Consider the following 16116-nt stretch of genomic DNA (forward strand, 5'->3'; position numbering starts at 1 on the left):
ATTACAAGTATATCATAGCCTGAAGACTAAGGGTTTTCTGATTGAAATTTCCAAAGGATTGAGATTTATATTCTAAGGTTAATTTTGAATTGTGACCGCTGAAGTAAGCATTCGCGCCTATGCCTAAAATAGTTTGATTGTCATCTACAGCATCAAAGCTTTGTAAAGCATAAGACAGGTAAGGCTGAAATTTGACAGCCTGCTTTTGACCGGGAATCACTACACCCGTGTGGCCGTATAGCATAGCTCCCGATCCATAAGGACCGAATAGATAATTCTCTCCGTAATCGTTATTCTGATAGACCGCGTAGGCGGTCAATGCCGCATTATTATTTCCTAAAGGAGCATCATAAAACACATCAAAGGCATACAGCATAACATCCTCTCCCGCTAAGCTTCCTTGGTTCTGAATAGCACTGCCATTGGGATGAGCAAAGAATCCGGTGCCTAGCGTCAGTACCTTTTTACCGCCTAAGTAGGACCCGACTTTGTAAGGAAGATAACTGGATTCTTTATCAAAAAGGTGGTAGGTAAAATAGCCGGCATAATTGTAGAGTGCATTGGCAGAGCCTAGATTGGCAAGTCCTGTATAGGTCGCCTGATCCTGAGTTGGAAGCCTGCTGTCCAGTCCGTTGGCAATAGCATTGTTCACGGCTACCTGGTATTGAAATTTACCCAGATTCCCTTTGGCAAAAACACCGATATGCCTTGCAAACTGGTCACTTAAGCCCAGGGTTGACCAGGACGACCTGTTATTGTCCAAAGTCAGCATGTTCAAAGTGGATTGATTGTTTAACCGCGAAATGCCATTGAAATAGTGAAGACCGCCTCCAAGCGTGAGTTCTTCACCCAAATTGTATTGTACCCACGCATCGTGCAAAAAAACCTGGGCTGCATCTCCGGTACCCACTGGATTCATGTTTTGAGAACTCAGGTTATTGAGTCCGATATGAGACACGATGGTAAAATCCTTTGAGATTTGTCCGATAAAAAGGAGACGGGCTCTTCTGAGCAGGAAATTGGTCTGACTTTCATTTTCCGGAACATCATCCTGGTAATTCATCTGGAACTGCGCCCATGAGATGATTCTTAAAAATTTATCAGGCTGATCTTCGTTAAACTGAATTTTGAAACCTCCTCTATAATTAGGAGATCCTTGTGAAAATGCATGATTACTTACTAAAGCTATAATACATGCGAAAAGTGTAATAAAATACCTCATCAGGTGACAATTTTTTAAATATTTATGCTATTTAATGCTAATAACTTGCTACGAACATGACATTAATTCCTTGTTAAATAAAAAATAATATATATTTCTGTAAAATATATAGTTATTCTTTAAAGCGCTCCCATTTAATCACCATAAATTTATCTCCGAGTTCTGTAACGATCATGCCAGAACCCCTGGTGTTTTCTTCAGATGAAAAGTACTTACCCAGCTCTGTCTGACTCAATATTTTATAGGTGGGGTGAACGTCTGAATTCTGGACTTTTTGAATGTTATACTTTCGCACCCAGTTCATCACACTCACGTGAGAAATTCCCAAAATACGCTCAATTTCTCGGTAAGAAAGACCCTCTAAGTAAAGCTGAAGAGCCTTGGTTACATAATACTGATCTATTCTTTTTCCCAGTTTATTTACTGTAAAAAAATAGTTACAGGCTTTGCACTTATAGCGTTGGCGTTCATTAACAATACCGCTTTTCACGATGTTATTGGACTGACATTGAGGACAGAATTTCATATATACATATTTTGCATAAATATATCTATTTAGCAATAAAAATGACTGTCTGAGATTAGATTCTTGTTGATTTTTTGAATCTGAACATAAAAAAACCCTGACTCCACAGCTGGAAACAGGGTAAATGTTAAGCCATTGAATTAAAAGCGTTTAGATAAGATCAAATATAGAGTCCACCGCCGGATAGCGTTCCACAGTAAAACCTTCAGCATGTTCGGTGTTAATGAATCTTCCTAAGTTCCTGGCTCTATAGGTGATGCTGTCAAAAAAATTGGAACTGGAAATAGGGGTTTGAGGTTCTTTGCTTTCTATATCGTAAAACTGAGACTTATAGGCTTTGATACATTCTATTTTCTTGTCCATAAACCCGGTTATATCCACCACGATATCGGGCTCAATATCAAACCATTGTATATAATGATACACATGCTTTGGTCTCCATTCCCTTTGAGAATTGCCTTCGCAAATCGTTTCTATTTTTTTTAAACCGCTCAGGAAGCAGGAATCGCTAACGAGCTGACTTCCCTTCCCGTGGTCTATATGCCGGTCACGGATGGCATTGCACAAAACAACATCCGGCCTGTATTTCCTCAGGATTTTAATGACCTCGAGTTGATGAGCGGTATTATTCGTAAAAAACCCATCGCTAAACTCTAAGTTTTTTCGCATGCTTACGCCAAGAATTTCGGCTGCGTTCCTGGCTTCTTCATCCCTAATTTCAGCCGTACCTCGCGTTCCTAACTCCCCGCGGGTTAAATCTAAAATCCCCACCTTCTTTCCATTACTGATTTCTTTAGCCAGTGTCCCCGAACAACTCAGTTCTACATCATCGGGATGTGCTCCAATAGCCAGTATATCTAATTTCATAATTTATTTTTTTCTCAATTGTCTTATCTTAATGTCGAATGCAGCAAAAAATAGGGTGACGAAAGGACTCAAATAATTAAAGATCGCATAGAAAAAGTAATCCACTACCGGCACACCCAAAACCCCACTATGGTAAGCCCCGCAGGTATTCCAGGGGACTAGTACTGAAGTGACTGTACCCGAGTCCTCTAAAGTTCTACTTAGGTTTTCCGGTGCTAAGCCTTTCTTTTCATAGGCTTTTGAAAACATTTTTCCAGGAACCACAATGGCAAGGTACTGATCGGAAGCGGTAAGGTTTAAAGCCAGACAACTGGTGACTGTGCTGAAAAACAAGCCAAAAGTGGACGTAAACAGATTCAGAAGTGCTTCGCTAATTCGCTCCAGGGCGCCGATAGCATCCATAATGCCACCAAAGACCATAGCACAGATAATCAGCCAGATTGTGCCTAACATGCCGTACATCCCACCAGCTGAAAATAAACCCTGTAAAATTGCATTTTCTGTAGGAATCACAATAGCCACCGTAATCGAATTCATGATGCCTTTATAAGCCGTTTCAAAAGTGAGTGTATCTCCTCCGCCAATGAGCTGAACCAGATCAGGCTGAAAAATAAGGGCGGCAACTGCCGCTAACAGCGTACCTAAAAGCAAGGCGATGAGCGGTGGTGTTTTCTTTACGATTAAAAAAATAACCAAAACCGGAACCACAAATAACCAGCCAGATACATTGAAAGAAGCATCTATACTATTTAGAATTTCGTTTGGATTGGTTTGCCCGGAGGTGTCAAGATTTAAACCAATAATGACAAACACAAGCAGGGTAATGATAATGGTAGGTACGGTCGTAATGGTCATGTATCTGATGTGGGTAAACAAATCTGTCCCTGCCATGGCCGGCGCGAGGTTGGTCGTATCACTCATGGGCGATAATTTGTCTCCGAAATACCCTCCGGACAATACCGCTCCGGCGGTCATCGCAATAGATACTCCAAGCGCTTCTGCAATACCGATTAAGGCAATACCAACGGTGGCTGAGGTCGTCCAGCTGCTTCCTGTGGCAATGGATATGACCGAACATATAATCACACAGGCTGCAAGAAATATAGTTGGATTCAGAATTTGTAAGCCATAATAAATCATGGTCGGTATAATTCCGCTTAGCAGCCAGGTTCCTGCCAGGGCTCCCACCATCAGTAAAATTAAAATGGGCTCGGTGGTAGATTTTATGTTCTTGGCGACATCCTCTATCATGGTTTCAAACCTGGCGCCTTTGGAAACACCCACAATCGCTGCTACAGCACCCCCCATCAGCAGTATGAACTGATTAGAGCCTGCAAGCGAATCATCTCCATAAATAAAAACATTATAAGCCAACATACCTATAAGCACTATCACTGGTATTAAAGCCTGCCAGATACTCAGTTTAATTTTGGTTCCGGATGGGTCTTCTTCAGGTACATTCAGGGGATCACTCATGTCAAGAATTTAAAATCGACGTAATGTTACAATTTTGTAGCTTATTTCACAAAATAAAGCTTCAGTTTTATCCCCCTTTCGTTGTAATCCATTTAAAATCATGATAGTATTTATGAGCAGGAAATTAAGTCACAGTTTGTAAGCTTTCACCTGTCTTTTTGAAGAGGTTTCAGATGCATTGCGCTTATAATTCAAATTATTCAAGAATTTAATAAGGTTTTAAAAGGATTCAATTGCCCTTTATAACAGAAGGTGTAAATTTGTAAGACTTTATTTTTAGAACTTAAAATTCATTTTATGAACACATATGATGTAGCCGTAATCGGCTCGGGACCTGGAGGCTATGTAGCGGCCATTCGCTGTGCACAGCTGGGTATGAAAACTGTTATTATCGAAAAATACGCTACCAAAGGTGGCACCTGTCTTAATGTAGGATGTATCCCATCCAAAGCTTTACTGGATTCCTCTCACCATTACGAAGATGCCATCAAGCATTTCGAAGAACACGGCATCGATATTTCCGGAGAAGTAAAGGTCAATTTGAAAAAAATGATGGAGCGCAAGTCAAGCGTTGTGGAGCAAACCACAAAAGGAATTGATTTCCTGATGGACAAAAACAATATCGAATCATTACAGGGTGTGGCTTCGTTTAAAGACAAAACCCACCTTATCATCACGGATAATGACGGCGAAGAAACCGAAATTGAAGCCAAACACAGCATTATCGCTACGGGAAGTAAACCTTCCAGTCTTCCCTTTATAGAGATCGATAAAGAACGTATTATCACGTCCACCGAAGTGCTTTCGCTAAAAGAAATTCCAAAGCACATGATTATGATAGGCGGCGGAGTGATTGGTCTTGAACTTGGACAGGTCTACAAAAGACTGGGTGCCGAAGTGACAGTTATTGAATTTATGGACCGTATCATTCCGGGCATGGACAAAGACCAGAGCAAGGAATTGATGAAAGCTATGAAAAAACAAAAAGTGAAATTTCATCTCTCTCACAAAGTAAAATCTGTTGAGCGCGATGGAGACGAAATCACCGTAAAAGCAGATGATAAAAATGATAAAGAAGTAGAATTCAAGGGTGATTATTGTCTGGTTTCTGTTGGAAGAAAGCCCTATACAGATGGCCTAGGAGCTGAAAAAGCTGGCGTTGAAATCAATGACAAAGGTCAGGTCATCGTTAATGAAAAACTCCAAACTTCCGCAGATAACATATACGCTATCGGAGACGTCATCAAAGGCCCCATGTTAGCTCACAAAGCTGAAGAAGAAGGTACTTTTGTCGCCGAAGTGATTGCAGGACAGAAGCCGCATATCAATTATAATTTGATTCCAGGAGTCGTTTATACTTGGCCAGAAGTGGCTTCCGTAGGTAAAAATGAAGAACAGCTGAAGGATGAAAATGTCGAATACAAAACAGGTAAATTTCCGATGCGTGCTCTGGGAAGAGCCAGAGCCAGTGGAGATGTGGACGGCTTTGTAAAAATTCTTTCAGACAAGAAAACCGATGAAGTTCTGGGCGTTCATATGGTAGGTGCGAGAGTGGCCGACCTTATCGCCGAGGCGGTTACCGCTATGGAGTTCCGTGCCAGTGCCGAGGACATTGCCAGGATGAGCCATGCTCACCCAACTTATGCAGAGGCAGTAAAAGAAGCTGCTCTCGCGGCAACAGGAGACAGAGCTTTACATATTTAAACCTCCCGTAAATATTACAATCAAGCCGATATCCTGATGTATCGGCTTTTTTTTATTTCGATTTTGTTTGCGATTATTTAAAATGTTCAAGATAGCTAGCTTCAGGCTAACCACAAACTTGATGTGCCGCCCTGAGTGGCAGAAGCCTTGAATGTTTTTCTAATAATGCGTATGTTTCGTTCACCTAAAGCATCCAACACATGAAAATAGCCGGAATAGATTCCTGTCCGCTGGGCTGGATTGTCATCCATCACGACTCTAAGGACTTTGGCTTTGAAGCCGTCAAGTCCATCGGTCATTTGATGGAATTACATCCGGACCTTCAAAGATTCTTTATTGACATTCCCATTGGTTTGTCTTCCGAAAATTACACCCGGACAATCGAATCAAAACTCAGAAAAGAACTGGGAAGCAGGTCTTCAACCATATTTACACCAGCCTGCAGGAAAGCTGTCTATGCTGCAGATTACGATGAAGCCCGGGAAATCAATAAGCAGGTCTTAGGTCAAAGCATTTCGATTCAGAGTTACAACATCTCTAAAAAAATAAAAGAAATTGACCGGTTTATGACCTCTAAACCTGACGGACTAGAAGTCTATGAAAGTCATCCGGAGATCTGCTTTAAGTATTTGAATGATTCAAAAGTGATTCAGACTAAAAAGTCGACCAAAAAAGGATTTCTAGAACGCTTTCACTTGCTTCAAAAACAAGATCCTCAACTAAAACTACTGTATCAGGATATCATTGAAACCTTCCCTAAATCGAAAGTGAAACCGGACGATATCCTAGATGCCATGGCGCTTTGTGTCTCCAATTTGAAAAGAAATTCTTCTGGATTGAACTTTATTCAAGATAGACAGCATACAGACGATAAAGGAATCTTTGTCAAAGTTGCTTACTAACTTAGATTAATATTTTTCTCTGTGAACTCTGTGACTTAGTGGTATTTTTTTTTACCACAGAGCCAGCGAGAACACTGAGTTTACTATTTACCTCCCCGCTATAATATCCTGAAAAATAGGTTTAAAGCCGCTCAGGAAGAATTCGATAGCGATAACCATGATAATAAGTCCCATCAATCTCATTAATACATTATTACCCGTTTGACCTAAAATTTTCATGATTTTTCCCGCACTCAGAAGAATCGCCAGGGTGATTCCCATAACCACAATGATAGCTCCGATAAGTACGGTTTTCATTTCTACGCTTTGTGCATCTTCCATCATAACGATAGCATTGGTAATAGCTCCTGGTCCGCAAATCATTGGAATTGCCAAAGGCGTTATAGAAATATCATTCACATAGGTTTTAATTTCAGCCTCCTGAACTTTCACTTTCCCCAATCTGGCTTGCAACATATCCATGCCCATCAAAAAGAAAATAATTCCACCTACGACTCTAAAGCTATTGACAGAAATCCCGAAAAACGTAAATAAAATCTGACCTGTAAAAGCAAATATGAGGATCGTAACAAACGAAGCGACAATAGCCTTTTTGGCAGTAGATTTTCTACTGGCCTGATCCAGATCTGAAGTCATAGTCATAAAAATAGGCATGACACCAAGCGGATTGATGATCGTGAAAAAGGTTGTAAAAGATAAAATTCCAAAAGCGATTAACTCTGTCATTACTTGTATAATAAGTTGATGTAAATTTTTGCAAAAGTATTTTGAATTTTCTGATTTACAATACGAGCAGTAAAAATTAATTAACAAATTTCGCTTCGTGAGTCAACCTGCTTATGGGATTATAAAACTGCAAAAAAAAATATGTTTATTCTTTGATAAGTGTTTACGAAAACGATTGAAATCTATACTTTTGCCAGAAATTTTTAAAAACGTAACCTCGTAATGAACCCATCTCAAATTTATGAAAAGGAACTTTCCTTTCAGGCCGACAGGCGTCGTGCTTCAGTAAAATTTATTAGCATTGTAAACGAACTCTGGTATGATAAATCAATCGAACTTGTTTTATTTAGAAACTCGCTCATCAACAAAAACGTAGGAGAGATTCTCAAACTTCATGAATATGCAGGAAAATTTGTAGATAAACCCATCTCTATTTTTGATTCTACTGAAGTAGCAGAAGGTATCAAAAACTTGAATTTGCCACCTTCCAAGTTGGATATTGGGAAACTCACTTTTGAATATCTTCAAAACGGAAACAAAGATCAAAATGTGATGAGTTTTCTTACCGATAAACTTAAAGATTCTGAACATTTCAATACTATCACTCCCAAAGATGTTGTGTTGTATGGTTTTGGTAGAATTGGGCGTCTTATCGCCAGAGAATTGATGGCCAAAACAGGCAAAGGCAATCAGTTAAGATTGAGAGCTATTGTTACTCGAGGAGAAATCACACAGGAGATTTTAGAGAAAAGAGCTTCACTGCTTAAAAATGACTCCATCCATGCCGATTTCAATGGAACAGTTCAAATAGATATGAAAAATTCGGCTTTAATCATAAATGATACCACTGTAAAGATGATTTCTGCTAATAAGCCTGAAGACATTGACTATACCATATATGGAATTGACAGGGCCTTAATTATCGATAATACAGGAGCTTTTAGAGATCAGGAAGCCTTAAGCCGACATTTAAAATCCAAAGGCGCTGACAAAGTTTTACTGACAGCTCCGGGAAAAGGCATTCCAAACATTGTTCATGGAGTAAATCACAAAAATCATGATATAACGAAAGACTCCATTTTTTCTGCGGCCTCTTGTACAACCAACGCCATTACCCCAATTCTAAAAGCCATTGAAGATAATTTTGGTGTAGAACATGGCCATTTAGAAACCATACATGCCTATACCAATGACCAAAATCTGGTCGATAATATGCACAGTAAATACAGGAGAGGCCGTGCTGCAGCATTAAATATGGTGATTACTGAAACAGGAGCTGGTAAGGCTGTAGCCAAAGCACTTCCTCAGCTGGAAGGAAAATTAACCTCCAACGCTATTCGTGTGCCAGTTCCCAATGGGTCGTTGGCTATATTAAATTTGAACCTAAAAACGAAGACCACAAAAGAAGAACTGAACGCCAGAATCAAAGACGCTGCACTAAATGGAGATTTGGTAGAACAAATCAAATATTCCATAGATAATGAACTTGTCTCTTCTGATATTGTTGGTGTATCTGCACCAGCCATTTTAGACAGCCATGCGACTATTGCAGATGAAAATACCAATTCTGTGGTGCTTTATATTTGGTATGATAATGAGTTTGGCTATAGCCACCAGGTGATAAGATTAGCAAAATATATTTCTAAGGTCAGACGATTTACTTACTACTAAAGAATAAAAATCCTTAAGAAATTAAGGATTTTATTTTTTCAAATTGAATAGTATTAAAAGCATTTTAGATACTTTTGCAAAAACCTTAGTTATATGAAATCTTTCTATTTTCTTGTTGTCGTTTTATTTTTAACGCTGTCTAGCTATTCACAAGACAGCTCTACAGAAGAAAAAACAGAAGAGCCTTCCGCTGTCGAGAACCTAAAGGCTGTTGTTGATGAATCAAACAATTACCAGCAATACAAAGTGATTGAAAAAGTGAATATCAATAATGCTATTGAAAAGGTTTCGACTGAATTTGATCGTTTGACTTCGCAAATTTCTGAATTAAAGGATAGTATTCAATCCCAAGATAAAATTATCAAATCTTTAAATAAAGAAGTTTCAGATTTAAATGCAGAACTTACTAATCTTCAAAATGAGAAAGATGAAATTCAATTTTTGGGAATGGCATTAACCAAAGCGACATATAACACTATCACTTGGTCAATAATCGGGATATTAATAGCTTTGCTTTTGTTCTTTCTATTCAAATTTAACAGAAGTAATCTGCTTACCCGGGAGGCCAAACAGAATTTGAAAAATCTTGATGCTGATTATGAAAACTATAAGCGTATTGCCTTAGAAAAACAACAAAAACTAGGAAGAGAACTTCAGGACGAAAAAAATAAAAACCAAAAATTCAATAAGGGGAATAAAAAATAATGTCGAAGACGGAAGAATTTTATGAATTTTTGACCGAAGATGACGAAACAAGGGCATGTGAGTCGATTCCAGATTCCGAATGTACACAAGTTCCTAAAAACTTCTCCTTAAATATTCTTAACGGCAGCCTAACCAAACTCGCTGAAAAATTGATTAGTCCGGGGCTTACTTTACCCTGGATTCTAAGTTACTTGGGAGCCCCTCTTTTTCTTATCGGGATGTTGGTCCCTATAAAAAATGTAGGCTCTCTCCTGCCCCAGTTATTGGTGAGTGGAAAGCTTAGAAAAGAAAAAAAAAGAAAGCCATATTGGGTAGGTGCTGGGTTAACCCAGGGCATTTGTTTACTGTTTTCTGCTATCCTTCTAGCCTTTATTGATAATCAAAGCTTTGTAAGCTATGCGATTGTGGTATTGCTACTCCTGTTTAGTGTTGCCTCGGGGGTTGGCTCAGTTAGTTTTAAAGACGTAACTGGAAAGACCGTCCCAAAAGGCGAAAGGGGACAAATGTTGAGTTATAGATCTACCTTTGGTGGTGCTTTGGCATTAATAGCGGGAGGCGCTCTGGTATTTTTTTTCAAAGAAGAGGATAATAAGTGGATGTATACTGGATTATTTGCAGGGGCCGCTTTGCTTTGGATCGCTGCAGCTTTAATTTTTTCTAGAATTGTAGAAGAACCAGGGTCTACAAAAGGGGGGAGAACACCCATCCAGGAGTTGAAGTCCGGCGCTTCACTTTTGAAAACAGATCATTCTTACAGAAACTTCATCATCACCAGAGCCTTGTTGATGACCATACCCCTTTTAGATCCTTTTTTTATCCTAGTAGCCAAAGACGTGAGTCAAGAAAACTGGAATTATTTAGGATTTATCATCATTATTGGCAGTTTAGCGCAAATTGTAAGCAGTCCGTTTTGGGGAAAACTGGCAGACCAATCCAGTCTTTATCTCATGAGGATTTCAGCCGGACTTTCTATCTTAAGCATACTTTACGCTTTGGTTTTTGTCTATTCTGATTCTGATTTTCTCAATTTTTATTATTTTATGCCTGTCATATTTATAAATGGTATAGCATATGCGGGAGCCAGATTGAGCCGAAAAACCTATATCATAGATTATGCACCCGATGATGAAAGACCTACTTACGTTTCTGTCGCCAACACCTTGATTGGTTTATTCACCATAGTAGCGGCTTCTTTTGGGCTTATTGCCGAATATTTTGGCCTGGCTTATCAGTTTTGGTTTTTTCTTTTGCTACTGGTAGCCTGTATTTCATTAAGCTTCACCCTTAAAAAAGTTTAAAAAAATGAGAATTGATATCATCACAGTCGTTCCAGATTTACTAAAAAGTCCTTTTGAAGCTTCCATTTTAAAAAGAGCTATTGAAAAGGGGATGGTTGAGATTCATCTGCACAACCTGAGAGATTACACTACTTCCAGCTACAATCAAATTGATGATTATCAGTATGGAGGTGGTGCGGGTATGGTCATGATGGTAGAGCCTATAGATAAGTGTATTTCCAAACTGAAGTCTGAAAGAACTTACGATGAGGTTATTTATTTGACCCCAGACGGCGATGTGCTCAATCAGGGCATGGCAAATTCCCTGTCATTACAGGGAAATATGATCATGCTTTGCGGACACTATAAAGGAGTGGACCAAAGGGTTAGGGATATGTTTATCACAAAAGAAATTTCCATAGGAGATTATGTCCTGTCGGGAGGGGAACTCGCTGCAGCCGTGCTTTGTGATTCGATTATACGTTTAATTCCAGGGGTTTTAGGCAACGAAACATCAGCCCTCACTGATGCCTTCCAGGATAATTTATTATCTCCTCCTATTTACACAAGACCGGCAGAATATAAAGGACACGAGGTTCCTAAAATATTGTTGAGTGGTCATCAGCGAAAAATCGATGACTGGCGAGATGAAAAAGCCTTACAAAGAACGAAAGATCGAAGACCAGATTTATTGGAAGATTAAGGTTCTTAATTTGTATAAGTATAATTTTTGTTTACTTTTGCAATCTCTAAATCAACCTCTGACGAGATCCGTGAATGTTGGTTTGGGTAATAGAAAAACTAAAATAAAATGGATTTAGTAAAGTTTGTTCAAGACGAATTTGTAGAAAAGAAGGATTTTCCAAAATTTTCTTCAGGTGATACAATCACGGTTTACTACGAAATTAAAGAAGGTCAGAAAACACGTACACAGTTCTTCAAAGGAGTTGTGATACAAGTTAAAGGTTCTGGTACTTCTAAAACATTTACCATTCGAAAAATGAGTGGAACTGTAGGAGTTGAAAAAATATTTCCTATCAACATGCCTGCAATTCAAAAAATTGAAATTAATAAAAGAGGTTCCGTTAGACGAGCGAGAATTTATTACTTCAGAAATCTTACAGGTAAAAAAGCAAGAATTAAAGAAAAAAGAACGAATTAAGTTTGTTTTTCCGATTCACACAAACCTTCTTTCAAAATTGAAAGAAGGTTTTTTGGTTTTTAACAGGGTTATAACCTGCCCTGGCAAGGTTATTATATGCTTAATCTTTATATTTGAAAGGTTGAACTTTATTTAATTAATTCCAAAAATAACAAATGACATATGGGAGATCAAAGTACTAAAATCATTTACACGAAAACGGACGAAGCACCTGCTCTGGCAACTTACTCATTTTTACCAATTGTGAGGAGGTTTACCGAAAGTGCTGATATAAAAATAACTTCTAAAGACATATCTCTGGCAGCGAGGATACTTGCCGATTTTGAGGATTACCTAACCGATGATCAAAAAGTAGAGGATAATTTAGCCTACCTGGGTGAATTAGCAAAAACTCCTGAAGCCAATATCATCAAACTGCCTAACATTAGTGCCTCAGTGCCTCAACTCACTTCAGCAATCAAAGAATTGCAGGACAAAGGCTATAAAATACCAGATTATCCTGAAAATCCTCAAAATGAGGACCAGGAAAAAATTAAAAAAAGATATGCGAAAGTCTTAGGAAGTGCTGTAAATCCGGTGTTGAGAGAAGGAAACTCCGATCGCCGTGTGGCACAGCCTGTAAAAGAATATGCACAGGAACATCCTCACAAGCTGAAATCATGGAGTAAAGATTCAAAATCGCACGTCTCTGCCATGACTGAAGGAGATTTTTACGGCAGTGAAAAATCTGTGGTCTTAGCTAAGAAAGATGATGTGAAAATCGTTCATTTCGATAGTGAAGGCAACCGCACGGTTTTAAAAGAAAGTACCGAACTCAACGAAAAGGAAGTCATTGATGCGTCGGTCATGAATTCTAAAGCCTTAAGGAAATTTCTGGCCGAACAGATCAAAGATGCTGAAGAAAAAGGGGTCTTGTTTTCAGTACACCTGAAAGCGACCATGATGAAAGTTTCAGATCCTGTGATTTTCGGTCATGCCGTTACCGTATTTTTCAAAGAGGTTTTTGATAAATATAAAGATGAATTCGAAAGCATTGGGGTTGATCCTACCAACGGACTTGGAGATGTCTATAACAAAATCTCTAAACTTCCGGAAGAAAAATCCAAAGCTATCCAAAAAGATATTGAGGCCATTTATGAAAAGAAAGCCGATTTAGCTATGGTGGATTCATCGAAAGGGATCACCAATTTACATGTTCCCAGCGATGTTATTATTGATGCCTCTATGCCAGCTGCCCTGAAAGAAGGCGGAAAGATGTGGAACAAAAATGACGCAACACAGGATATGAAAGCTGTGATTCCAGACAGGAGTTACGCAGGCATTTACCAGCAGGTTATCGATTTTTGTCAAAAACACGGTGCATTTGATGTGACCAGCATGGGAAATGTATCCAACGTAGGTTTGATGGCCAAAAAAGCCGAAGAATATGGCTCTCATGACAAAACCTTCATCATACCTAAAAACGGTCGTGTAGATGTCTTAAACAGAGAAGGACACGCCCTACTGTCTCATGAAGTAGAAGAAGGTGATATCTGGAGAATGTGCCAGACTAAAGATCTACCTATAAAAGACTGGGTAGGACTTGCTGTAAAACGCGCTAAAAATACGGGAAATCCGGCCATTTTTTGGTTGGATGAAAACAGAGCTCATGATACCAATCTTATCAAAAAGGTAGATACCTATCTTAAAGATTATGATTTATCTGGATTGGATATTCAAATCATGAATCCGAAAGAAGCCATGCAGTATACCCTGGAGAGAGTAAAAGCTGGTAAAGACACGATTTCTGTTACAGGAAATGTATTGAGAGATTACCTGACCGACTTATTTCCTATTTTGGAATTGGGTACCAGTGCCAAAATGCTTTCTATTGTTCCTCTCCTTGCAGGGGGAGGATTGTATGAAACCGGAGCCGGTGGTTCTGCTCCGAAACACGTACAGCAGTTTGTAAAAGAAGGGCATCTCAGATGGGATTCTTTAGGTGAATTTTTAGCACTCGCCGTTTCTATTGAAGATATAGCCGACAAAACAAGCAATAACAAAGCTAAGGTGGTTGCCAAAGCCCTGAATTTAGCCAACAGTCATTATTTGAAAAATGATAAGTCACCTTCCAGAAAAGTAAATGAAATAGATAACAGAGGATCACATTTCTATCTGGCACTTTACTGGGCCAAAGCTCTGGCTTCTCAGAATGAGGACAGCGTTTTAAAAGCTGAATTTGAAAAGGTTGCGAAATACCTTAAGGAAAACGAAGATAAGATAAACGAGGAGTTACTCGAGGCTCAGGGTGAACCGCAAGATATCGATGGCTACTTCTTCCCTGATGAAGATAAAGTGACTCAGAGAATGCGCCCCAGTGCAACACTAAACTCTATTATCGATAACAGATAAGTTTGATGTCGACTTGAAATTAAAAAGCCTTGAGAAAAAATTCTCAAGGCTTTTTTTTTAGAAGAAAAGGATTAAAAAAAGCCTTCACAAGGGAAGGCTTTATATTTAAGAAAAGCACAAGGCTTATTTTTCTTCTTTCTTGTATTTTTTGTACTTGTTTTTGAACTTATCAATTCTACCAGCACTATCCACGAGTTTTGTTTTACCAGTATAGAACGGATGAGAAGTTCTTGATATCTCAAGCTTAATCAAAGGATACTCATCTCCGTCTACTTCGATGGTTTCTTTAGTTTGAGCTGTAGATTTTGTCAAAAACACATCTTCATTAGACATATCTTTAAATGCTACTAATCTATAATTTTCTGGATGTATACCTTTTTTCATCGTAACGTCTTTACTAATTTATTTCAGGTTGCAAATTTAACCAAAAGATTATATTACACAAACAAATAATTGATTTATTCATACAATATTTTACGCTTCAGAATAAGGTGCCTTCCAGGTACTTTTCAAGAAACCCAGTCTGATTCAGAATCTGAGTTTCAATAGGTATATAAAACAACTTACTGGATTTTAGCTTGGATTTCAGACGCACATAATCCTTTTGAGTGGTCAATAGTACTGATTCTCTCTGGAGCATTTTTACATCGGTTTCGGAAAATTCGTGATGATCTGCAAACTGAATGTGCTCAAATTCTTTATTCATGGACTTCAGGTGGGTCACTAGTGGTTTTGGATTGGCAATACCCGTGACCAGCGTGAAATTATCAAAGTCAGCTAACTTTTCATATTCAATCTCATTCGTTACAAATTCAGAATAGAGAATTGTCGAAAATAAAAGGTTCTGATAGGTCCTGGGCTTAAGTTGTTTTTGTATTCGAATTTGCTGTTCAGCAGCCAGGTTGTGGGGGCATTTGGTTACTATGATCAAATCGGCTCGGGAAGCACCGGTTTGAAACTCTCTGAGGTTACCGGTAGGCAACACAAAATCTCGTGTATAAAGGTCGTTAAAAGTGGTCAAAAGAATGGATAAGCTTGGTTTTACCTTTCTATGCTGAAAAGCATCATCAAGTAAAATTAAATCTAATTCAGGGTGATTTTTTAGCAATTCTGAAATTCCTCTTTGCCGGTTGGCATCTACTGCCACAGTGATTTCGGGAAAATTGATTTTAAACTGCAGCGGCTCATCCCCTACTTCAGAAGACAAATGATGGGGATGGACTTCTAGAAAGCCGTCAGTAGTTCGCTTATAACCCCGGCTAAGCGTTGCTATGCGGTGCTTATTTTGTAAAGTCTTAATCAAAAGTTCAATCATCGGGGATTTACCCGTGCCTCCTGTATTCAGGTTGCCAACGCATATGATCGGGATGGGATAGGATCTGGATTGAAACACATTGACCCTGTACAGAAAATTACGAATAGACATGATACAGCCGTAAAGGACTGAAAAAGGAAAGAGTAAATATCTTAAGAATTTCATGACTGCG

15 protein-coding genes are annotated in these 16116 nt (G+C 38.8%); 8 read left to right on the top strand and 7 right to left on the bottom strand.

The features are described from left to right. Position 1 precedes the first annotated feature (1 nt). From BLP81_RS07390 to nhaC, 4 genes are all read right to left on the bottom strand, one after another. A complete protein-coding gene (locus BLP81_RS07390; RefSeq protein ID WP_093367811.1) occupies positions 2–1222 on the bottom strand; it encodes a hypothetical protein in 1221 nt (406 codons plus the stop codon). A 112-nt stretch (positions 1223–1334) separates the two neighbouring features. Next, a complete protein-coding gene (locus BLP81_RS07395) occupies positions 1335–1748 on the bottom strand; it encodes a transposase-like zinc-binding domain-containing protein (RefSeq protein WP_093367812.1) in 414 nt (137 codons plus the stop codon). A 150-nt stretch (positions 1749–1898) separates the two neighbouring features. Beyond that, complete coding sequence (gene bshB1, locus BLP81_RS07400) at positions 1899–2615, bottom strand: bacillithiol biosynthesis deacetylase BshB1 (RefSeq protein ID WP_093367813.1); 717 nt, start codon at positions 2613–2615, stop codon at positions 1899–1901. A gap of 3 nt (positions 2616–2618) precedes the next feature. Continuing rightward, on the bottom strand, positions 2619–4091 hold the full coding sequence (gene nhaC / locus BLP81_RS07405) for a Na+/H+ antiporter NhaC (RefSeq protein ID WP_093367814.1): 1473 nt from the start codon (positions 4089–4091) through the stop codon (positions 2619–2621). Positions 4092–4388: 297 nt separating this feature from the next. Here nhaC and lpdA point away from each other — a divergent pair, with 297 nt between their 5' ends. Next, positions 4389–5795 carry a dihydrolipoyl dehydrogenase gene (gene lpdA, locus BLP81_RS07410; protein ID WP_093367815.1) on the top strand — a complete coding sequence of 469 codons (1407 nt, stop codon included), beginning with the start codon at positions 4389–4391 and terminating at the stop codon, positions 5793–5795. A 200-nt stretch (positions 5796–5995) separates the two neighbouring features. Continuing rightward, positions 5996–6697: a DUF429 domain-containing protein gene (locus tag BLP81_RS07415; protein WP_093367816.1), complete on the top strand. Its 702-nt coding sequence runs from the start codon at positions 5996–5998 to the stop codon at positions 6695–6697. An 87-nt stretch (positions 6698–6784) separates the two neighbouring features. Here BLP81_RS07415 and BLP81_RS07420 read toward each other — a convergent pair whose 3' ends face one another. Next, positions 6785–7423 (bottom strand): MarC family protein, encoded by a 639-nt coding sequence (locus BLP81_RS07420; RefSeq protein ID WP_093367817.1) that lies wholly within the window; start codon positions 7421–7423, stop codon positions 6785–6787. A 222-nt stretch (positions 7424–7645) separates the two neighbouring features. Between BLP81_RS07420 and BLP81_RS07425 the strand changes: the two genes are divergently transcribed. The 6 genes from BLP81_RS07425 (at position 7646) to BLP81_RS07450 (ending at position 14629) form a co-directional block, all read left to right on the top strand. Next, on the top strand, positions 7646–9094 hold the full coding sequence (locus tag BLP81_RS07425) for a glyceraldehyde-3-phosphate dehydrogenase (protein ID WP_093367818.1): 1449 nt from the start codon (positions 7646–7648) through the stop codon (positions 9092–9094). Between the two features lie 93 nt (positions 9095–9187). Beyond that, positions 9188–9799: a hypothetical protein gene (locus BLP81_RS07430; protein ID WP_093367819.1), complete on the top strand. Its 612-nt coding sequence runs from the start codon at positions 9188–9190 to the stop codon at positions 9797–9799. Next, a complete protein-coding gene (locus BLP81_RS07435) occupies positions 9799–11097 on the top strand; it encodes an MFS transporter (RefSeq protein ID WP_093367820.1) in 1299 nt (432 codons plus the stop codon). Before BLP81_RS07430 ends, BLP81_RS07435 begins: the two co-directional genes overlap by 1 nt. Positions 11098–11101: 4 nt before the next feature. Further along, positions 11102–11779 (top strand): tRNA (guanosine(37)-N1)-methyltransferase TrmD, encoded by a 678-nt coding sequence (trmD, locus tag BLP81_RS07440; RefSeq protein ID WP_093367821.1) that lies wholly within the window; start codon positions 11102–11104, stop codon positions 11777–11779. 108 nt (positions 11780–11887) lie between these two features. After that, positions 11888–12238 (top strand): 50S ribosomal protein L19, encoded by a 351-nt coding sequence (rplS, locus tag BLP81_RS07445; RefSeq protein WP_093367822.1) that lies wholly within the window; start codon positions 11888–11890, stop codon positions 12236–12238. Between the two features lie 162 nt (positions 12239–12400). After that, a complete protein-coding gene (locus BLP81_RS07450; protein WP_093367823.1) occupies positions 12401–14629 on the top strand; it encodes an NADP-dependent isocitrate dehydrogenase in 2229 nt (742 codons plus the stop codon). Positions 14630–14752: 123 nt separating this feature from the next. On the opposite strand, the gene BLP81_RS07455 is transcribed toward BLP81_RS07450, so the two are convergent. Both BLP81_RS07455 and lpxK read right to left on the bottom strand, forming a co-directional pair. Then, positions 14753–15013: a type B 50S ribosomal protein L31 gene (locus BLP81_RS07455; RefSeq protein ID WP_093367824.1), complete on the bottom strand. Its 261-nt coding sequence runs from the start codon at positions 15011–15013 to the stop codon at positions 14753–14755. 97 nt (positions 15014–15110) lie between these two features. Continuing rightward, positions 15111–16109, bottom strand: a complete 999-nt coding sequence (gene lpxK, locus BLP81_RS07460; RefSeq protein ID WP_093367825.1) for a tetraacyldisaccharide 4'-kinase — start codon at positions 16107–16109, stop codon at positions 15111–15113. Positions 16110–16116: the final 7 nt, after the last annotated feature.

The organism is Psychroflexus sediminis (assembly GCF_900099815.1).
Classification (GTDB): domain Bacteria; phylum Bacteroidota; class Bacteroidia; order Flavobacteriales; family Flavobacteriaceae; genus Psychroflexus; species Psychroflexus sediminis.